Below are 17,429 nucleotides of genomic sequence, written 5' to 3'. Positions count from 1 at the left end.
CATGAGTGAACTCGTCGGCGTCGTGCTCGCGGCGGGCCTGGGAACCCGATTCGAGGCCGGAAACAAGCTGGTCGCGACGGTCGAGGACGAACCGATCGTCCGTCGGGCCGTCCGATCGCTGGCCGAAGCGCCGCTCGATCGAACGGTCGCCATCGTCGGACACGATGACGAGCCCGTCCGAGACGCCGTCGAGTCACACGCCGACGAGACGATCGGCAACGCCGAGTACGAACGCGGCCAGAGCCGTTCGGTCCGGTTGGGTGCACGGGACGCTCGAGAAGCTGGTGCCGACGCTGTCGTCTTTCTTCCGGGAGATATGCCGTGTGTCGATCCGGAAACCGTCCGGCAACTCGGTGCCGCGTATCGAGGCGGTGGTGGCGATATCTTCGTCCCGACTTACGACGGCCAGCGCGGCAACCCGGTCCTGTTCGATGCAGTCCATTTCGAGGGTCTGACATCGCTTTCGGGGGACGTTGGCGGTCGGTCGCTGTTCGACGACGGGACCGTTCGTCGCGTCCCGGTCGACGATCCGGGAATTCACCTCGATATCGATACGGAAGCCGATCTGCAGAACGTTCGTCAGTCCGACTGCGGCGTCGGTCGGTCGTGAATCGGTCCCTCTCGGTCGCGGAGCCGCCCGCCACTTTTCTCGTTGCTCACCGCGACGACTTCGGAGACGATACTCAACGCGATCTCGACCGGCTCACCGCCGCCGAGTTCGAGCCCGACGGGGGTGGCTATTCGTGCACGGTCGTCCGCAGACAGCGTGACGCCGTCCGCCTCGAGGTCGTCTCTCAGGCGTTCGAATCGTTCCCGCGGCCCCATGAGTCCGATAAACGGGACCGGCGTCTCGAGGAGCGTCTCGAGGGCGAGCCGATCGTCGACGAAGTTGTGGGACATCACGACTGGGTAGGTTCGTTCGTCGACGAATTCGTCCAGGTCGGACGGATGCGTCGAAACGACGCGGTCGGCCCGAGGAAACGCCGATTCGTCGGCCTGTCCCCCTCTGGCCGTCGCAACCGTCACGTGCAGACCGACGTCTCGAGCTAGTCGCGTTACGGGCCGAACGTCTGGTTGGCCGCCGAACACCAAGAGCCGCGTCGGCGGCGTGATTCCGTCGACGAAGAGTTCGACGGACCCGTCTGCCGTTTCGACTGTTCGAGTACACCATTTCCCGTCTTTTGCCCGTTCTCGTACACTATCGTCGATCCGTTCGAGAACGGTAGGCGGGAGGGATGAACTGTCGACGGTGTTCGCCGTTGATCCGTCGGCCGTAAGAACCGCTTTCGACCCGGTCTGAATCGCGTCGGTTCCGTCGATTGTTGTCACGAGCGTGCGCGCCGCTCCGCGGTGGAACGCGCCGACCGGTTCCGTCCACGTCTCGTCTGCCGGTTCGACGAGAACGTCTACGACCCCTTCGCAGCCGAGCCCGATCCCCCACCCGTCCTCGTCGGCGGTGAGGTCGAAGGTGACGACCTGTGTCGCGTCGTCCGCGATTACTTCCTGTGCGACCTCTCGAAGCGGGCCCTCGAGACAGCCCGCCGTAATCCCGCCGTAGGTCGACCCGTCTTCTCCAAGTATCATCTTCGCTCCGGGTCGCCTGTACGCGGATCCATCTACCCGTACTACCGTCGCGACCGCGTGCTCGACGGGACCGCCGAACGTCTCCTCGAGGAGTTCGAAAAGGTCGAGGGTGGTCACGCCCCACGGGTCTGTATCGGTCATATCCCTATGATAGGTGGCGAGCTGTATATTTGTTATCCTATCGCATATGGCGTTTCGTATCGTGGGACGTGTCATAGCTACATATGATAGACGCTTGTGCAACGGGTTCACCTAATTATAGCGACTTTTTGATTTTGAATACTTCCGGTAGCTATTTTGCTCGGCTGTGGAGACTTTGTCCGCTGGTGGTTGTGGTTTGGCAATCTCCGGTGGGGATGCCGTTCTACGATACTGAACATTTAATATCGTTCAGTCCGTACGGTTTGGTATGACAAACGCCGAAACGAACGGTATACAGGCGATCGAACGGACGTTCAGCATCGTGGAAGGCCTTAACGAACTCGATGGTGCTGGTGTCTCTGAACTCGCAAGGCACGTCGATCTCCCGAAAAGTACCGTTCACAACCATTTAAATACGCTCGAGTCCGCGGAGTATATCGTCCGTCGAGACGGGGAGTATCGCACTGGACTAAAATTCCTCCAGACCGGGGAAATCGCCCGAAGTCAGCATAAACTGTATCAGGTGGCACGATCAGAGGTCGATAAACTCGCCGACAAAACCGGGGATATCTCCGGGTTGATGACCGAAGAGCACGGACGCGGCGTCTTCATCTATCGAGGTCGCGGGTCGGAAGCAGCTCGGATAGACACACACATCGGGGATCGAATCCCGCTCCACTGCACTGCGCTCGGCAAAGTCATTATGGCTTTCCTTCCGGACGAGCGGGTCGACGCGATTATCGATCGACACGGCCTCGAACAACTCACACACAACACGATTACCGATCGCGACCAGCTGTTCGAGCAACTCGAGGAGGCTCGAGAACGAAAAATCGCGTTCGACGACGAAGAGCGGCTCAACGGATTACGAAGCGTCGCAGCGCCGATTTTGGACGGTACGAATACGGTTATCGGGGCCATCAGCGTCGCGGGGCCGACCCATCGGATGCAGGGTGAACGGTTCCGCACGGAACTGCCTGATCAGGCACTGGGTGTGGCGAACATCATCGAACTCAACATTCAACATTCGTAATCGTTCTGTATCGTGGAACGATTTTGTACCCGCGATTTTCCCGGGTGACTGGTTACGAGACGAGCCCGATCTTTACAAACATACTTTCGTAATGTGCCCATATCCAAATCAATCATTAGAAGTATTTTCCCAAACATTTCTTTTTCATACCATCGTTTCTGCTGCTGCGGTTGGGCGCATAATTATTCATTGGCCAGTGTTTCTTCCCATCCGAATAGGCGGTTGTATACAGGTACTCTCACTAGCCGTGATAACTCGTCATCTGTCTATTATCGTACTATATAATACAATAAACCGTTTCAGCTTTCTTCTAATTCACTTCAATATACTATTCGTCTACTCATACTCTCGGTTTATTCAGTTATCTGCGTCTATTAGCGATTGTTTAGCCGTCTCTCCCTCATTGTGATCGGACAAACAGTATTAGTTCCTCACGTTTCCGTACTGCGGCCGATCAGCGGCTTTACTTCGGGCTAAACGGTCTCTACGGTACTCCCGATCTCACACCCGTGCTGTGTGTGGCGCTGACTTGTGATACTATTGAGTAACTAATTTTGATTTTGATGGTGGATCGTTTTTTGGCGCCTTCGGGGTGAACACTTCCGATAACTACGTTATCGTTCGTGCTATCGCCGTCAACCAAAAGCGGTCATCACCGAGTAGGTGTTCACTCCTCCGCGGGTTGGCGAATCGTCAGCCCGATTGTTTCGATTCGGTCGAATATATCGGCATTGTCGGCGTTTATCTCGACTGCCATACACAAGATTTCCTCGGGGTTCAGAACGACGGCGTCCTCCGCGAGTAACTCTCCATCTTGTTCGTGGTCTGGAATCGTGTAAGGAAACCTCACCGCTCCGCCCGGTTGAACGATCGAACTCTCTTCCATGGACGATCCATCGTACAGTCGCAGACGTATTTCGACGGTCTCGCCGATCCTCGAGGCTGTCCCAACTCCACCGAGATTCGCGATCAGAAAGGCCGTGTTCTGCGGATCGACGTTCCCTCGCCCGTCGAGTCGACCGACGCGAGTCGTCGAATCCGCATTGACCGACTCGAAGCTGATTCCCTCGAGGAATCCGCCGTCGTCTTCCCGAATGATACTCGAGTTCGTGACACCGATATCGTCTCGGTCCAGCTCGTCAAACCGGTGATCACTGCTCTCGACGTCGGTGATCGTTTGGACGCGGACTTCGCCGGTCCTTTCGCCCTCGAACTGGTTCGCCTCGACCCAGTTTCCTTGGCTTCCGCCGGTATCGCTTCCGAACGCACCGCTGACGATAAAACTCCCGCTGCCGAAAACGAGCGCTCCGAATCCGAGAAGTGCGTTTCGTCGTCGCATTAGTAGAGAGTGCTCATCTGTCGTGTTGGCTGCATACTCGTGAGTGATTCGTTCAAAGCCGTCCGTTGGCGCTTAGTTGGGGTCGGTGGTTTCTGCGTGGACGGTGATGGTGTAGTTGTTTCCTTCGGTATACGTTTCTTCGCTGGACGAGCGCGTGTCTATCTCGAGGCCGACGACGAGATCCGCGCCGTCTGGATCCTCACTGTGATCTCCGACCTCGATCTCCTGTGCGTTGGTATCGCCGGTGATACTGTTGCCATCTCCATCGACGAACGTTACTCCCTCGGCTGCGCCGGTTTCGAACCAGACGTGGACATCCTCGGTCCCGTTGTTGCCAACGGCGAAGAGATCGGTGAACGTCGTTAGCGCTTCGTCGTTGATCCCCGCGCTTCCGTCTTCCGTTCCGATATCGATCTCGAGCATTTCGTTGTCGTCGTCGCTGACCTGAACGTATTCCTCGTCGATTTGGAGGAGCGCCAGGAGCGCACTCGCGTCGTCATCGAGTTCCACGTCAAAATCACGGTCGGCTTGGACCGTATCGAACGCACCGGTTCCGCCGATCAATCCTGCTCCGCCCGCGAGACCTCCGAGACCGATTAGGGTATTACGTCGTGTTAATTTCATGCGTTATCTATTTTATTTGGTGACAGTCTCTTTATAGTGTAGTATTGTTTTCCAGGCAGGTTGCTCCTGAATAGGTGGATCGCACATCCTGAATTCCGTTCTGGCGGTGCCTGAATCGGTTTTGAGGTGCTGTATTGGCTGTTTCCGTTATTGATGATTTCTTGACGCCTATTCGAATCGTATTCCTCTCCTTATGAAATTGCGTGTCCATTTCCGTTCGAACGAATGCACTGCTCTCGCTCGAGAGACGGTTTCGCTCATCGCGTATGCCACCGGGCTCACGTCCGAAACTCGAATCGAACGCCGCCAGCCGCACTGTCTGTAATGGTGACGTCCCACCCGTGGGCGGTCGCGACGCCTTTGACGATCGATAGACCGAGCCCCGTCCCGTCGGGGCTAGTCGTGTACCCGTGTTCGAACACGCTTTGCTGTCTTTGTTCGGGAATCCCGTCGCCATCGTCTTCCACGTAGAATCCGTTTCCATCGTCCAGCGCCCCAATGGTTACCGTAATGCCGGTTCCACCGTGCGTGACAGCATTGGTGAACAGGTTCTCGAGGAGCGAGTTCAACCGGTTTCTATCGGCGTCGATCGTCTCGAGGTCGCTTTCGAACGCCAACTCCGCAGAGTTGGTATTGACCCATTGCCACGACTCGGTCGCGACGGTTTCGAGGGAGACGTTCTCCTTTTCACCGACGGTTTCTCCGTGTTGGGCCAGTTTGAGCGTATTCTGTATCATCCGCTCCATCCGATCGAGCGACTCGGCGATTTCGGGTAGCTCATCGCGGTCGAGATCCTCTTTGAGGATCTCCGTGTACCCTTTCGCAACGTTCAGCGGGCTCTGGAGGTCGTGAGAGAGAACCCTCGCAAAGCTCTCGAGTTGTTCGTTCTGCCGTTCTAATTGTTGTTCCTGTTGCTTAATATCAGATATGTCGCGAAACACACCAGTAAAGAGCATCTTCCCGTTAAATTCGTGCTCTCTAAGGCTGATTGTGACTGGCACTTCGTGGCCGTCTTTGTGCAACGCTGGTAGTTCGACGCCGTTCCAATCGATATTCTTGGTCCCGGTTTGAATGTACGCCTCGAGTCTCCGTTTATGGACGTGTCGAAGTCGTTCCGGGATTATTTCTAACTTCGAATTCCCGACCAACTCTTCCGGCGTGTACCCGAGAACGTCTTCGATTGCGGCGTTTGCGAAAACGATTTCACTCTCTCTGTCAATGGTCAACAGCCCTTCAGACGTATTCGATACGAGCGTTTGACAGAAACGATCTTCCACCGTAGACAGCTGGGGAGCGATTGAATACTGGCTAGCTTGCCCACCCTCAGAAGTCATCTATTCATAAACTGGAATAAACCATTATGAACTCTTGGTCCGTTATTCATTATATTTATGATGGCTGATGTGTTAGAAATTTGCCTTCTTGTCGAGATCAGCAAAGTCCAGATCGTCGGCGAGCGTTTCGATTGTCGTGTCTGCTCGGTGCTTGGCCTGATCGTACTGCGCTATGAGTTCGGTGTACTCTTCGCTTGAATCGAGTTCCGTGCCCGTCTTTGCGGCCTCGAGTGCAGCCTTTTTCGACGCGAGTTGAAAGTACTCTTGGACGGCATCCTCGTACGCCGGGAGCGAAACGAGATCATCGACGAGCGACAGAAGCGCGTCGCGTTCGATCGGCTTTACGAGGTAGTCGTCGAACTCCATCTCGACGATGTCGAAGTCCGGGTCGACAGCGGTGACCATTGCGATGGGAAATTCGAACCCACGATCCCGTATTTCCTCGAGAACGTCGTCACCGGACAGCCCGGGCATGCGACGATCGAGGATGGCTATGTCGATTTGCTCATCGAGGAGTTCCAACGCGTTCTCTCCGTCGTACGCAACGCGGACACTGTACTCGGATTCCAACCACGTTGCGAACAGATCACCTAACATACGTTCATCTTCGACGACGAGAACTGTGGGTGGCGTCTCCATTCTTGGTTGCCCCTACTCAGGCGATCCTATAAATAGTACTGGCAGATCGTTCCCTGCTGAGGACGTTCCGTTCTGCTTTGGTGTCGTTCGGTTGTCTTCTTTGCACAGGACGTGACTATCGGGTTTCACTTTCGACCTCCGTACTCTCCGTAGATACCGCGAGGATATTATCGAAAATAGGTTTCAGTGAGTTGACATCCTGGAGCTCTTCTGTGGTGTGGTCGATATGGAAATACGACGTCACGGATGCAGACTGTAACTTCGCGAGCAGTATATGGAGAAACCGGAATACCTGCTTGATAGTTTTGTACTGCAGTAATATATTCAGCGTATCGAAGTACAGGATAGTATCCTCCGGGTACGACTCCCATTCTTCGACGATTCCCGTCGTAACGATTCCGAGGCGAGTAAGGTCAGTTGGACTGTTGATCCGAATGATATCGATCTTGTCTTTCAGTTGACTCGGGATAGACTGACTGTATCCGACCGAAATGAGCGTTGTCCGATTGGATCGTTGAGCGACCTCTGCAAGGACGTTTTTATCTATCCGCCTGTACCTAACGAGCGCTACGTTGGTCTCTTCCGGTTGTTCGTTTTCGAGTACGTCGACGGCGGACGCTCGCTTTCGCTTGGCTTTCGATTCAGACTGGACGAGCGTGCTGGTCGCGCGTGCTGGCTGATAATCGAGCGGTTCCGCCTTCTTTTCGAGCGGTTCCGTATCGGTTTTGGTTACGTTTTGTTCGCTACTGGCCTCACCTTCGGTGGTAGTAGCGCTTTGCGTTGATTCGCTACCAGCTGGCTTCGTGTTGTCCGTTTCACCCGGTTCGACGATATCGATGCTCGTCGACTTCGGTTCTCCGCTGTTTGTTACCTGCGTTGGGGTATCCGGTGTGGACTGTCGGATGCGCCGGAGGAGTACGCCGTTCTCTGCGATTGATTTCGAGATATAATCGTCAGCGCCCGCTTTGATCGCTTCATTTATCGTTTTGTCCGCTTCGTCTTCTGTGAATAGGAAAAAGGGGACTGTTGCATCTCGTTTTTTGACTTCCTTCAGAAACTCGAGGTTACGCTCTTCGGTCGTCGATAAGTCACTCAGGATACAGTCGATATCGTTGGTCGCGACGGCTGTAACCCCTTCTGAAACGCTTTCTGCGGTAGTTACAGCGAGCTCGCCGTGATCTGCGAGAAAATCGGCCCACGTTCGCAACGATTCCGGCTCATCGTTTACGTAGAGCACCCGAGTCTGATTTGCCATTGCAGATTTCTATCTACGAGTTCGTATTGCATCGACTTTAACCTACATATCTCGGTACGACGCGCCTCGTCCAATGGTTTCGGTTACAACGTCTCGTATTTTACTCTCCTGTAAGTTGATCTGGACGTGTCTCTCCGCCGAACGGTTCCAATCGTGGATTCGAATCCGTATTCGGCGTTGTCGGTACGGGGTAGTAGCCACGTTAAATTGCGTTCGCCCAGTAGAATTAAGATAACTCCCAAGGGTTATTGCGTACGTTTTGCATGAACGACCCCTCTCTGGCGGTGCGGATTGTCGACGTTTTCGTACGAACCGAAGCCCCGATTTGCACAAGAGAGCAACGGACCGTCCACGAACCCGGTACGGTCGACGACGAGTCAGTTTATCCCCCGAGGATGGGAATCTCTCGATTCAATCACGATCAATGACTAACTCAGCACAATCAGTTTCGGTCGTGTTTCCGCCGTCATCGCTCGAGGAATCCAAATCGGTATCCGTGGAACCGGAAGCGAATGTGATGGAATCTTTAACAAGTATGTCGGCATGGTCGTCTCGAACCAAGTCCAGTACCCCCAACGCGTCGCGAGAATTCGATCCACGTGCCGTTGTATTCCATGGGAATTACACACGTCCGGCTATCGATTTGGGGAAGTATAAATAACTCGAGCTATGAGTACTGTTCAAGCTGGAGAACGTTCACTATTCGTGAACTTTTCGGGAAAGCACAATGAATAGGGAGGACTGGTCTATTCGGGCTCGAGCGTTTTTGACCGACTGGTTCGTTCCCGTACTCGTCTTCTTACTCGTACTCACTGCTCTGTTCGGGGTTTGGGCTTATCAGGTCAACGCAGTTCCGGAGTTCGAGCACGAAGAGCGCGTCATCGAACAGTGGGGAGAGTCAACCGCGTATAATCACAGCGTGCTAGTCACCGACGACACCGCCGTCTGGTCGTCGGGAGAGCGATTGAGTAATCGGCCGATTTACTACACGGCCGTCTCTACGGAATTGGACGGTACGTACTCCGACGAGTATACGGCGACGGAGGGAGAAGCCGCGGTGACGACCGACACGTACCTCCTCGTTCGAGGCGTCGATGACGGCGACGGCGAAAACGTCTTCTGGGAATTCTCGGAACCGCTCGAGGAATCGACGACCGAGTCGTTGGGTCCCGAAGACGTACACACCGTCGAATTTACCGTCGATATAGAAGCCGTCCAGGCAGACGTCTTCGAGGTCGAAGAAGACCTGGAAGCGAGCGAGGGCGCTGTCGATATTCGCGTCGTTTCGACGACGGCCATTGAGGGCGAAATCGAAGGCGAACAAGTTACCACCACCTACGATAGTGAAATGCCGCTCGAAGTCGGACCGTCAACGTTTAGCGTCGGTGATATCGAAACCGTCGACGAACAGGAACGGACAACCGAACAAACTGAGGTGCCCGTCGAGTCGTCGATGCTCGAGTCGATCGGTTCGATTCTGGCCTTCGCAACCGCTCTCGCTCTGGCGATCACGTTGGTCGTCGGACGCAACGCGAACTACATCGAAATTACCGAGGAAGAAAAGCAACGCTTGCAGTTCGAACGGAACCGAGAGCGCTTCGACGAGTGGATAACGACCGGAACGTTCCCCTCCGAACGCGAGTACGAATCGACAATTCTCGTCGACGATCTCACCGGATTGATCGACGTCGCAATCGACACGAACAAGCGAGTTATCGAAGACAAACAACTCGGCGTGAGTACGGTGCTCGACGAAGAGTACAGTTACATTTTCGTACACCCCGGCTCGCCCGCTCGAGATTGGTTGCTCAACTACGCCGACGAAACGATCGACGAATTCGAGGGCCATGACTTTTGAGTCACATACGTTTGGGTCGAGGAAGCGTTCGCCCGACACGGCAGCGTCCGTGTGGCGGTCTCGTCGTCCATTGAGGCGGTCTCGGCGCGCACTCAGGGCGTATCGATGTCGATTCTGCCGATGCCTGCAGTCGTATAGCTCGTCCCGACGGCCGCTTCGGAAGATCACCATTTGCCCAGCAACGGTGTGGGCACTTTGAGAAGCACATGAGTTCGGTAGTACAGTGGATTAAATATGCGCTCGTCTTCTTCCTCCTTCTCTTTATCGGAGTTACACTCGTCGGTCAGCTCCTCGGCCAACCGATGCTCGTGTTCGTCGAGACTGGGAGCATGGAGCCGACGCTCGAGCCTGGTGACGGATACGTCGCCGTTCCAGCGATGCTCGCCGGCGAAATAGAGGAGGGCGACGTGATTCTTTTCGAGGCCGAAGAACTCGGCGACGGTGGGGAGTTAACCACTCATCGGGTGGATGCGGTCACGGCCGAAGGGTATATAACGAAAGGAGACGCGAATCCGTTCACCGACCAAGAAGACGAGGAGCCGCCGGTACAGAAGGGACAAATTCAATCGGTTGGACTCACCGCAGGCGGGGACCTCGTCGCCATCCCCGGGTTAGGATCCGTCGTCGAAACGGTCTCTGGTGTCTTGGACACCACCCAAGACCGAATATTCTCCTCCCTTGGGCTTGAGCCACCAGGGGTGACTAGCTTTGCTGTTGGCGTGCTGGCTTTCAGCGCGCTCTTGTTCCTCGGTAGTTCGCTGACCGAGGTGTTCGGTCGAGGGAGTTCGACTGGCCGTTCACGCGGGAGTTCGGCTCGAACGGGCGCCATTATCATCCTCGTGTTGATCTTGGTCGTACTGGTTCCACTCAATCTTTCTATGTTGCTTCCGTCGGGCGTTTATCAGTACGAAATAGTCAGTTCGAACGCTCCGGACGGGGACGAACAGACGATCGAAGCAGGGACTTCGGCGGAGGTTTCGTATCCGATAACCAACGGCGGACAGATTCCGATGCTCGTAATCGTCGAACCGGCGAGTGACGGAATTCATATCGATCAAAACGAGTATTACGTATCCAGAGCATCGACGGAGGATGCCTCCTTCACGATGGACGCTCCGGAGGAAACCGGAACACACTATCGGTTCGTCGAAGAGACCAGGTATCTCGTTTTCCTTCCTCCCTCGTTGATCGCAACGTTGCATTCGGTTCATCCGATCGTCGCACTATTCGCGATTAACGCACCGATCGTCATCGTCTTGGCGCTTATTGGAATCAGTACGCTGGGGACCGGGCGGCTGCGTCTTCGATCCCGTTCGCGGAACCTCACGCTTCGCGAAGAAATCCGTCGAAAGCTACCGGTTCTCTCGCTCTTGAATCGTCGACCCGATAGACCCGCTCCGCCACCCCTGTGGGAGCCCGAGGCGTCACAATCGGATCGCCCCCGCGAGACCGATTCGAAGGTGCACACTGCAGAAACGACACCATCGCTGGACCGACCGAACGATTTCGAGGAACCAACGCTGCGTCGATACGGGTGGATCGAGGGAGTTCTCCGGACGCCACCGAACGAAATCGGACTCGACGGCACCGAATGGACGCCGACGCTCCTTCGAACGTTTCTCGAGACGGCGTACGACGAACAGTACACGCGAACCGAATGCAGAAGGTTGATGGGGGAGTTAAACCCATCAACGATACGAACGTACCAAATCGATACGGATTCGACGGGGAGTGGAGATACCCTGTCTGGATCGACCGATGGGTGGGGTGCGGACGATCCATAAGTATGAGTCAAGCGATTCACGGCGAGACGGTAGAAACTGCCGAACACGAACAGCAAAACGAACTTTTCGACGCGCTCGGGAGCCACCGAAGTCGGTACGCGCTGTACGCGTGTCTCCAAACTGATGGTCAACTCTCACTCTCGGTGATCGCGGATCAGGTCGCCGCGTGGGAGTACGAGAAACCGATCGCCGAGGTCACGTCAACCGAACACAAGCGCGTGTATACGTCCCTCCAACAGCACCATCTTTCGAAACTCGAGCGATCCGGGTTGATCGAACTCGACGACAAATCGATCGATTGTACCGAGAAAGCGCGAAACCTCGATCTGTACATCGAACTGGTCCCCGAATCCGATGTTCCCTGGAGCCTCTATTATCTGGGTTTGAGCACGATTGGTGGATTCATCCTCGGAGTACAGCTGATCGGGCTCCTTCCGGATCCGATTTCTGCTCAGTTGCTCTCCGGAATCGTTCTGTTCGTGTTTTTCTGCTCGGCGCTCGTCCACTATCGGCGCTCGAACCGCGTTAGCTTCGGCCCTTCGGACCGCCCGCTCGAGATTACTGACTGACCGGTCCACGCTCGATACTCCGTCCGCAAACGTAACCACTAGAACGCAGTCGCCGGGAGAGCTCATCTCGTTTCCAACGCGGTAGGCGGATAGATAAATACGGGCGTCACTTACAGAAACATCACACCCGTATATCTGTAATGGATGGTGGATGGAAATATAGTGTGATTGAATTACTAATACCGATTGTATTATTCGTTCGGTTACCGACTTCTGACCGGAGCAACGTCTCCTCGTGCCGGCAGCTAGTCGCCAGACACTGCCTGCGGGAGTTCGATCGCAACAACGCTTCCCCGTGGGTCGTTTTCTTCGAACGAAAGCGTTCCGTGTGCACGTCGAATAACCCAGTGAACGAATCACAATCCGAACCCGCTTCCATGTTCGAGGTTCTTCTCTCGTTTCGTCTCTTCGAGGATTTGTTGTTCCATCTCGGCTATCCCTGGCCCGTTGTCGGCAACTGCTATCTGAATCGTTTCGTCCGTTCGACGGACATCGATGTCGATAGCCGGCTTCGCTCGATCCGAGTGGATGATCGCGTTCTCGAGGAGTTCTGTGACGGCTTCGGAAACCTGTTCCGTCGCAGTGACGACCGCTCGGTCAGGCACCTCGAAGGAATATGACTATCCGGGTTGGCTTCTAGCGCCGTAGTCGCAGTCCGCTCGACGACGTCGACTGGTTTCAGTTGGGCCGTTTCGGGCAGTATCTGTGTGACTTTCCGTCATTTCCGTGCGGTTTCTAGGAGTCGTTCGGTCCGCTCGTGAATGCGATCGAGTACGCTCAGTTCTCGACGCTTTCGTAACGGATTCGACAGCACGAGTGACATTCGAGGACGTATTGAGGAGGCGATGGCGTTTCGCTCCTCGCACAGGTCGAGGAGGAAAGCCGCTGCGCTCATTACGCCACAATCTTCTCGAACGGTTCTTTTAAATATAGTATGTGTTTGCCTATCGAGGGGTGATTGCAGTCGTCCTTCGACGCTATTGTGTGATCCTGGGACAATATTATGTGCCGGACGCCCGTCGTAGTACGCATGAACGACGGAACAAATGGCGTCCGTGTTTGGTTGGTCGAACGAACGTACTCGGACGACGAACAGAACCTTATAATACTAATCTACGCGACGGTAAGTGGAGACCGATACTTCCGAAAAGAACGTGCGCTTACGAGTTCGACGGATATGCGAACGACGACAGCGGCGGTGACAGTTGAGGCGACGAATCTCGGATCCGTGGACGATCCGGATTTACGGGAGCAGTACGGCACGGAAGCGACTCGAATGGCCGGTGTACACGATCCGAGCGACGCTATCTAGCGCCGTTCGGAACGTATACTCGCTTCGATGAGTTTTCTCCCGTCGATGGCCTTTCGTCGACGTGTTCGTACTTCTCCTCGAACTCCTAAACGAGTTGGCCCATTATCGCGTACTAGGTGTATTCATTGCAAGTTGTTTGCTATCTGGGTCGGGTCGGCCGGGTAGTAGCTACCCTGATCGTAGTTGATCTGTTCTTTCTGGACGAACCCGCTCTGGAGCAGTCACTTGACCGACCGATAGGCAGTTGAACGTTCTCGGTCGACCTGTTCGTCGATCTCGTCGTCCGTGAACCGCTCGTCGCTTTCGACCATGAACGCGGTAGCACGCTTTGTCGAGTTGCTTGAGGCCGTACATACACTCGAGTAGTCCCTCACACTCCATCTCTTGTTGCAGTTGTTCTGCCATCGATATAGACATTTTTCTCCCATCGCAGAGTTCGTCGACCAGTATATGGGTTTTGTGTGTATTGTACAATTCCTTTGATCTGGCCTCGAATCTCGACGAGGCCGCCCTCGTTTCTCGTCCACATTTCGGGACGTTGCTGTCGAGGACTCCATTACGGCAAACCGGTGAGCGTTTCGGAAAGAAAATTGTTCAGAAGTGAACCCGACTGGTCGCTAACAGTACTCTTGACAGATTTTTCGACAATGCCTCGAGCGTCGTCTCTCGGGTTATTCGTAGTAATCCTTCCGCTCGAGGACCTCTCCGAAGGCAACGGTATCTGTCACGTCGGCGATTTCGATAGTAACTCGTTCACCCTTCTCTGCGTCGGGGACGATAACAACGTACCCTCGTTCGATCCGCGCAATACCGTCCCCTTGCTCGCCGATATCTTCGATATCGACCGTACGATTTTCACCCTCTTCGACTGGCGGTTCGGGACCGCCTCGATTCGATTTCCGTGACGGGCTTGGGTCAGTTGCCGACTCGGATTCGGGTTCGTCGGCCGACTCCGAAGCAAGCAGTGCGACCCGGTACACTTCTCCGTCTTCGATGTCACCAACCGCGACTTCGTTCTCTGGAACCTCGAGACGGTACGAATCCCCTTGTTCCGTCACTTCCGCGCTGAATACACACAGTAACTCATCTGGTATTTCCATGAATATCGTTCCTTGCCAAAGAGACGTGTAGACAACCCCTTCAGTCCTCCGGTGCCGTTCGCTCCGTTTTACTCGGCGATATCTTCTCCCTAACGGGCGATCGTCCGGGGAGATGAACCTCCTTGAGTCTCGTTAGTCGACGAGTGGTCCACTGCGGGCGGCGGATTGGATTGGCTAGCGGTGAATCACGATCTGGTCGTTGAGCGTAGAAATCTGACTGATGGGAATTCGGAGTCGACCGTTGTCGTCGGTTTCGAAGTCGACCGATTGTGTCGAGAGTCCCTCGTTCGGGTCGATGACGAGGTCGCCTAGTTCGGCCGATTCGAGTTCCATAGTAATGGTAGAGAGTGTTCCAAAGTCGGTCCCGTCGATACCAACGATAGATTTGTCTATGAGATTTCTGGCAAGTATCTCGTCCATACCATTTGATTCTTTCCCAGAGTATCTTAAATGTAATGGAATTTTTAACTGTCATATCAATCATTCTGATTGTTTTTTCCTCTCTCGACCGGCAGGACACGGCTGTTTTTCGACTGGTAACTGTTCGAACGAGATTCTTATTCGGTTGTGGCTCGTCGCTAGATAGTGCGTTCACTTGCTCTCACATTATGTACTCGCTCTTTCTCGCCGTCAGCGCCGTCGGTAGCTACTGCATACGATCGTCCGAAACGATGGTCTTTGAAACTGGTGTCGCAGTCCCGTCGGCCGATACTTCGGTCGTTCCACTAGTCTCCGCATACTTTCAGACGCCGCCGAGATTGCTTCTGTGGTGATGGGAAAAACGGTCGTCTCGCCGAATGCAGTGGGACCCTCACTGACGCCACCGTTCGACGATCCCGTCTTGATTTTTGGGCTCTCGATGGTAATCTTTCTGACTGCTCCGCTCGTCCTCAAACGCTACCGACTGCCGGGGATCATCGGAATTATCCTGATTGGTGCGGCGATCGGCCCGAACGGACTGTACGTCTTAGAGCGCGGTGAGACTATCCAACTGCTCGGCGAAGTTGGCCTTCTCTACCTGATGTTTATCGCCGGACTCGAGATAAACTTCGCCCAGTTCGTCAGGTACAAGGATCGCAGTCTCGTCTTCGGTCTGGTATCCTTTCTTATCCCGCAGGCGATCGGAACCGTTGTCGGCATTTACGTCCTCGATCTGACCGTCCTCTCGGCGTCGTTGTTCGCAGCCATCTTTTCTTCGCACACGTTGCTTGCCTATCCAATTGTCAGTCGGTTGGGAATAGCAAAAAACGAAGCAATTACGGCGACGATCGGCGGTACTATCCTGACGGATACGCTCGCATTGCTCGTTCTCGCCGTCGTGGTCGCATCCACCGACGGAGCTCTCGATGCCGAATTTTGGCTCCAGCTGGTACTCGGGCTATCGGTGTTCTTCGCGGGCGTCTGGATCGCGGTTCCCCGTCTCGCCCGGTGGTTCTTTCGGATCCACAACGAGGAAAGCTACTTCGAGTTCCTGTTCGTGATGGCCGTCTTGTTCGGCTGTGCGTTCCTCGCCGAACTCGTCGGCGTCGAGCACATCATCGGCGCGTTCCTCGCGGGGCTCGCACTCAATCGGTTGATCCCCGAAACTGGTCCGCTGATGAACCGGATCGAGTTCACCGGGAACGCGCTGTTTATCCCCTTTTTCCTTCTCTCGGTGGGGATGCTCGTCGACGCACGCGTCGTTCTCGAGGGCGTGGATACGCTCCTCATCGCGGCGTCCTTACTCGTCATGGTCGTCATAACGAAATACGCCGCGGCGTGGGTGACCGGACGAGTGTACGGATACGATCGGAACGAGATTCTCGGAATGTTCGGGCTCTCGGTGGGACAGGCGGCCGCCGCCCTCGCAATCGTTCAGATCGGCTTCGACGCGGGTATCCCCGGTTTCGATCAAAACATGATCAACGCGGTCGTGTTGATGATACTTGTCGTGAGTTTGCTCAGCCCCGCGGTCGTCGAGCGGTCGGGAGCGGCGCTCGTCCGTGAGACGGATCGGCAAGAGTACGACCCGAGTGACACGCCACAGCGCCTTCTCGTTCCGGTAACGGAAACTTCTAGACAGACGGAGTCGTTACTCGATCTCGCGTTTGCGATCCGCGATGAGCGTTCAGGGCAGCCGATCCACACCCTTTCGGTCGTTCGGCCGGATCAACACACCCCGACGGACGAAAAAGTCGCGGAGTCAGAATCCCTTCTAGAGGGAGTAGCGGAGTACGCCTCGAGCGCGGAGGTTCCGATCGAGGACCACACGCGGGTCAATCACAACATCGCCTCTGGTATCGTTCGGTCCGCGCTCGAGAACCGGATAACCACGCTCGTTATCGGGTGGGATGGCGCTCGTTCGCGAACACAGCGGGTGTTCGGTCGGATCATCGACCAAGTGTTGAGTCGGACCAATCAGTTGACCCTCGTCGGGCACGTTCCAGCCCCTCTCAACACAACCCAACGAATCGTTCTCGTATTGGCGCCGGGTATCGAGCACAACGATGGATTCGAGCAGGCGCTTTACACGGTGGGGCTCATTGCTGCGGATACGGGGGCGCCGGTTCGCGGGCTTGTCGTGGACGGTGAGGCCGAGCGGTTCGAGCGAGTATTCGAACGCGACGACTCCGACGCGTTCGGCGACTTCCGTCCGGTGGATGGGTGGAACGAACTGCGCTCGACGCTTCGAGACGAGACACGTGCTGATGACCTCGTCGTCTGTCTGAGTTCCCGGCGCACCGATATCGGCTGGCATCCCGAACTACAAACGCTTCCGAAGCAAATTTCGAGGTGTACGGACGGGAACTTCGTCATCGTCTACCCTGGGAGCAAAGAACGGATGGACGATCGCCAATTCCTTCGATTTTCGTGATCA

General features: G+C 55.2%; 16 protein-coding genes and 1 pseudogene. 7 read left to right on the top strand and 10 right to left on the bottom strand.

What is annotated here, in order from left to right:
- Nucleotide 1: 1 nt before the first annotated feature.
- Nucleotides 2-610 carry a nucleotidyltransferase family protein gene (locus ACZ5C7_RS00455; protein ID WP_464374432.1) on the top strand — a complete coding sequence of 203 codons (609 nt, stop codon included), beginning with the start codon at nucleotides 2-4 and terminating at the stop codon, nucleotides 608-610.
- Here ACZ5C7_RS00455 and ACZ5C7_RS00450 read toward each other — a convergent pair.
- Nucleotides 580-1,725, bottom strand: a complete 1,146-nt coding sequence (locus tag ACZ5C7_RS00450) for an XdhC family protein (protein WP_464374431.1) — start codon at nucleotides 1,723-1,725, stop codon at nucleotides 580-582. The genes ACZ5C7_RS00455 and ACZ5C7_RS00450 overlap by 31 nt on opposite strands.
- Before the next feature lie 268 nt (nucleotides 1,726-1,993).
- On the opposite strand from ACZ5C7_RS00450, the gene ACZ5C7_RS00445 reads away from it, so the two are divergent.
- Nucleotides 1,994-2,758, top strand: a complete 765-nt coding sequence (locus ACZ5C7_RS00445) for an IclR family transcriptional regulator (protein WP_464374430.1) — start codon at nucleotides 1,994-1,996, stop codon at nucleotides 2,756-2,758.
- A 667-nt stretch (nucleotides 2,759-3,425) separates the two neighbouring features.
- Here the strand turns inward: ACZ5C7_RS00445 and ACZ5C7_RS00440 are convergent.
- The 5 genes from ACZ5C7_RS00440 to ACZ5C7_RS00420 all read right to left on the bottom strand — a co-directional run bounded on the left by ACZ5C7_RS00440 (nucleotide 3,426) and on the right by ACZ5C7_RS00420 (nucleotide 7,949).
- Nucleotides 3,426-4,097: a hypothetical protein gene (locus ACZ5C7_RS00440; RefSeq protein ID WP_464374429.1), complete on the bottom strand. Its 672-nt coding sequence runs from the start codon at nucleotides 4,095-4,097 to the stop codon at nucleotides 3,426-3,428.
- Between the two features lie 72 nt (nucleotides 4,098-4,169).
- Nucleotides 4,170-4,721: a hypothetical protein gene (locus tag ACZ5C7_RS00435; protein ID WP_464374428.1), complete on the bottom strand. Its 552-nt coding sequence runs from the start codon at nucleotides 4,719-4,721 to the stop codon at nucleotides 4,170-4,172.
- Nucleotides 4,722-4,999: 278 nt separating this feature from the next.
- Complete coding sequence (locus ACZ5C7_RS00430) at nucleotides 5,000-6,055, bottom strand: sensor histidine kinase (protein WP_464374427.1); 1,056 nt, start codon at nucleotides 6,053-6,055, stop codon at nucleotides 5,000-5,002.
- A gap of 72 nt (nucleotides 6,056-6,127) precedes the next feature.
- Nucleotides 6,128-6,694, bottom strand: a complete 567-nt coding sequence (locus tag ACZ5C7_RS00425) for a response regulator (RefSeq protein WP_464374426.1) — start codon at nucleotides 6,692-6,694, stop codon at nucleotides 6,128-6,130.
- Nucleotides 6,695-6,809: 115 nt separating this feature from the next.
- Nucleotides 6,810-7,949, bottom strand: coding sequence for a DUF7504 family protein (locus ACZ5C7_RS00420; RefSeq protein ID WP_464374425.1), 1,140 nt, complete (start codon nucleotides 7,947-7,949; stop codon nucleotides 6,810-6,812).
- Nucleotides 7,950-8,676: 727 nt separating this feature from the next.
- Between ACZ5C7_RS00420 and ACZ5C7_RS00415 the strand changes: the two genes are divergently transcribed.
- From ACZ5C7_RS00415 to ACZ5C7_RS00405, 3 genes are all read left to right on the top strand, one after another.
- A complete protein-coding gene (locus ACZ5C7_RS00415) occupies nucleotides 8,677-9,807 on the top strand; it encodes a DUF5305 domain-containing protein (RefSeq protein WP_464374424.1) in 1,131 nt (376 codons plus the stop codon).
- A 206-nt stretch (nucleotides 9,808-10,013) separates the two neighbouring features.
- On the top strand, nucleotides 10,014-11,591 hold the full coding sequence (locus ACZ5C7_RS00410) for a signal peptidase I (RefSeq protein ID WP_464374423.1): 1,578 nt from the start codon (nucleotides 10,014-10,016) through the stop codon (nucleotides 11,589-11,591).
- A 2-nt stretch (nucleotides 11,592-11,593) separates the two neighbouring features.
- A complete protein-coding gene (locus ACZ5C7_RS00405; protein WP_464374422.1) occupies nucleotides 11,594-12,160 on the top strand; it encodes a winged helix-turn-helix domain-containing protein in 567 nt (188 codons plus the stop codon).
- 356 nt (nucleotides 12,161-12,516) lie between these two features.
- On the opposite strand, the gene ACZ5C7_RS00400 is transcribed toward ACZ5C7_RS00405, so the two are convergent.
- Nucleotides 12,517-12,765 (bottom strand): ATP-binding protein, encoded by a 249-nt coding sequence (locus ACZ5C7_RS00400; protein WP_464374421.1) that lies wholly within the window; start codon nucleotides 12,763-12,765, stop codon nucleotides 12,517-12,519.
- Nucleotides 12,766-13,190: 425 nt separating this feature from the next.
- Between ACZ5C7_RS00400 and ACZ5C7_RS00395 the strand changes: the two genes are divergently transcribed.
- Nucleotides 13,191-13,472, top strand: coding sequence for a DUF7967 family protein (locus tag ACZ5C7_RS00395; RefSeq protein WP_464374420.1), 282 nt, complete (start codon nucleotides 13,191-13,193; stop codon nucleotides 13,470-13,472).
- A 125-nt stretch (nucleotides 13,473-13,597) separates the two neighbouring features.
- Here the strand turns inward: ACZ5C7_RS00395 and ACZ5C7_RS00390 are convergent.
- The 3 genes and pseudogenes from ACZ5C7_RS00390 to ACZ5C7_RS00380 form a co-directional block, all read right to left on the bottom strand.
- Nucleotides 13,598-13,889, bottom strand: a pseudogene (locus ACZ5C7_RS00390) (helix-turn-helix domain-containing protein); the annotation flags it as partial.
- 254 nt (nucleotides 13,890-14,143) lie between these two features.
- Nucleotides 14,144-14,572, bottom strand: a complete 429-nt coding sequence (locus tag ACZ5C7_RS00385) for a TRAM domain-containing protein (RefSeq protein ID WP_464374419.1) — start codon at nucleotides 14,570-14,572, stop codon at nucleotides 14,144-14,146.
- Nucleotides 14,573-14,746: 174 nt separating this feature from the next.
- Complete coding sequence (locus ACZ5C7_RS00380; protein WP_464374418.1) at nucleotides 14,747-14,992, bottom strand: PRC-barrel domain-containing protein; 246 nt, start codon at nucleotides 14,990-14,992, stop codon at nucleotides 14,747-14,749.
- Nucleotides 14,993-15,344: 352 nt separating this feature from the next.
- On the opposite strand from ACZ5C7_RS00380, the gene ACZ5C7_RS00375 reads away from it, so the two are divergent.
- A complete protein-coding gene (locus ACZ5C7_RS00375; protein ID WP_464374417.1) occupies nucleotides 15,345-17,426 on the top strand; it encodes a cation:proton antiporter domain-containing protein in 2,082 nt (693 codons plus the stop codon).
- Nucleotides 17,427-17,429: the final 3 nt, after the last annotated feature.

Source organism: Halostagnicola alkaliphila, assembly GCF_055379965.1.
Note: the sequence above shows the minus strand (reverse complement) of the source record. Positions and strands in the feature narration are given on the sequence as shown.

Excerpts from the sequence above, each read along its gene's own strand:
- ACZ5C7_RS00455 (WP_464374432.1), top strand. The coding sequence starts at position 2 with ATGAGTGAACTCGTCGGCGTCGTGCTCGCGGCGGGCCTGGGAACCCGA.
- ACZ5C7_RS00450 (WP_464374431.1), bottom strand. The coding sequence starts at position 1,725 with ATGACCGATACAGACCCGTGGGGCGTGACCACCCTCGACCTTTTCGAA.
- ACZ5C7_RS00445 (WP_464374430.1), top strand. The coding sequence starts at position 1,994 with ATGACAAACGCCGAAACGAACGGTATACAGGCGATCGAACGGACGTTC.
- ACZ5C7_RS00440 (WP_464374429.1), bottom strand. The coding sequence starts at position 4,097 with ATGCGACGACGAAACGCACTTCTCGGATTCGGAGCGCTCGTTTTCGGC.
- ACZ5C7_RS00435 (WP_464374428.1), bottom strand. The coding sequence starts at position 4,721 with ATGAAATTAACACGACGTAATACCCTAATCGGTCTCGGAGGTCTCGCG.
- ACZ5C7_RS00430 (WP_464374427.1), bottom strand. The coding sequence starts at position 6,055 with ATGACTTCTGAGGGTGGGCAAGCTAGCCAGTATTCAATCGCTCCCCAG.
- ACZ5C7_RS00425 (WP_464374426.1), bottom strand. The coding sequence starts at position 6,694 with ATGGAGACGCCACCCACAGTTCTCGTCGTCGAAGATGAACGTATGTTA.
- ACZ5C7_RS00420 (WP_464374425.1), bottom strand. The coding sequence starts at position 7,949 with ATGGCAAATCAGACTCGGGTGCTCTACGTAAACGATGAGCCGGAATCG.
- ACZ5C7_RS00415 (WP_464374424.1), top strand. The coding sequence starts at position 8,677 with ATGAATAGGGAGGACTGGTCTATTCGGGCTCGAGCGTTTTTGACCGAC.
- ACZ5C7_RS00410 (WP_464374423.1), top strand. The coding sequence starts at position 10,014 with ATGAGTTCGGTAGTACAGTGGATTAAATATGCGCTCGTCTTCTTCCTC.
- ACZ5C7_RS00405 (WP_464374422.1), top strand. The coding sequence starts at position 11,594 with ATGAGTCAAGCGATTCACGGCGAGACGGTAGAAACTGCCGAACACGAA.
- ACZ5C7_RS00395 (WP_464374420.1), top strand. The coding sequence starts at position 13,191 with ATGAACGACGGAACAAATGGCGTCCGTGTTTGGTTGGTCGAACGAACG.
- ACZ5C7_RS00385 (WP_464374419.1), bottom strand. The coding sequence starts at position 14,572 with ATGGAAATACCAGATGAGTTACTGTGTGTATTCAGCGCGGAAGTGACG.
- ACZ5C7_RS00380 (WP_464374418.1), bottom strand. The coding sequence starts at position 14,992 with ATGGACGAGATACTTGCCAGAAATCTCATAGACAAATCTATCGTTGGT.
- ACZ5C7_RS00375 (WP_464374417.1), top strand. The coding sequence starts at position 15,345 with ATGGGAAAAACGGTCGTCTCGCCGAATGCAGTGGGACCCTCACTGACG.